Source organism: Roseburia sp. OM03-7AC (assembly GCF_003462625.1).
GTDB lineage: Bacteria > Bacillota > Clostridia > Lachnospirales > Lachnospiraceae > Roseburia_C > Roseburia_C amylophila.
Genome location: NZ_QTZJ01000026.1, coordinates 1 through 1616, shown reverse-complemented (window position 1 = coordinate 1616; position 1616 = coordinate 1). Strand labels below are relative to the sequence as shown.

1 protein-coding gene is annotated in these 1616 nt (G+C 34.4%); it reads right to left on the bottom strand.

What is annotated here, in order from left to right:
• Positions 1 to 554 (bottom strand): LytR/AlgR family response regulator transcription factor (locus DXB39_RS14580; protein ID WP_117901619.1); only part of this gene is annotated, 554 nt, incomplete at its 3' end.
• Positions 555 to 1616 lie beyond the last annotated feature (1062 nt).

Below are 1616 nucleotides of genomic sequence, written 5' to 3'. Positions count from 1 at the left end.
TCAACCAGTTTTTCAAAAATGCAGTCATACTCATATGTGATATCAGACAACGCTATCAGTACTTTTCTTGATCTTTTTATGTATTCAAAATATAAAATGTCCCTGAGTTTCAATTTAATCGACAGATACTCTTTCCCATTGCTGTCCGTCACTTTATAAAAATCCTTTTCTGCTCCGGTATCCGGCAGTTGATCCAGCAGTTCCAACATCTGCGTTTCCAATTTATCATATTCCAATGGCTTACATAGAAATGAAAATGCGTGAACTTCGTTAATGACCTGCATACAATATTCTTCATAACTCGTAATATACACTAATTTCACATCCGGAAATTTTTCCTTTAATTTTCTCCCCAGTTTAATACCATTCAGTTCTTCCATCGAAATATCTAAAATTCCGATATCAATGTTGCTGATATTTTCAAGCATTTGATTTGCAGACGCAAATTGCTCAATATGATAAGCAATCTTTTGACTTGTAAAAATCTTATGCAGCATAGTCACTGCACACTCAAGATCTGCTATATCGTCATCACAGACAACAATTTCCAACATAGCACTCACCTTCTTTCTCATTTATATATCGGCTCAATCTTTATTCTGTTTCAAATCTCACCTATAAAAGATATCACATGAAACAAAATATTACGGTATTTCTTCACCAAATACAATTTTTTAACACGAAATACGATTAAAAAAAAGCATTAAACCATTTACCCATGTTAATACACAAAAGCACTGTATCTCAAACTCTTTGAAATACAATGCTTCCCTGCATTTTCTATATCGTCATGTTGATATTATTACTTTACTATCCTGCACACTCTCTGGGAGTGACTATATCTATCAAAAAAGAAGCCAGCAGTTTATTCACGCACTACTGACTTCCTATATTATTCATTTTATTTACTTCGCTGCGTCTCAGACAAGTTTTCCATCTTTAAACACAATCTCTTTTATTTCTTAATATGCTTAAAAAGTTTCGTAACAAACAAGGCTTTCAAGAATATAGTGTTTTTTCACTTCTTTTCCTAATTTTACACCCCAAAGCTCATCCTACATTGTAGTTAATCCCTTTGTGTGACAAATCAGAAAATGTGAATCGGTGACAAGCATCCATTCCCGCTGACAAAATCAGTATTTTCAGTCCTGCTTCGCTGACAAATTTGTCACTGAAATTACAATTCTGCATGAAAAAAGCGGCAATGAAACTATCTTCATTACCGCTAAAAATGAGCGTCTCCTATAGGAATCGAACCTACAATAGAGTCTTAGGAGTTCAAGTCACTACAGAAAATCTATGTTTTTCTTGGTCAACATAAGTCAAGCAACAACTTGATTTTACTGACTTTCCTGTAAATCCATGTCAAAATAAGAAAACTGAAAATCATCCAAGTTAAGCACCTCTCGCTGACAAATGAGTGACACTGTCACCCTGAGGGTTCAACCATTCCGTTCCTGCGAATTCATATTTATGGCTACCATTCTCACTGAATATGCGGTAATGATAACACTGTTTTCTTATTAGATTATCTATATTATAACGTGTGTGAGGTCGGATGTCGATTGTTTTTTGACCATTATTTACTCCGCATTACACGTACTCTCTTCTATGTT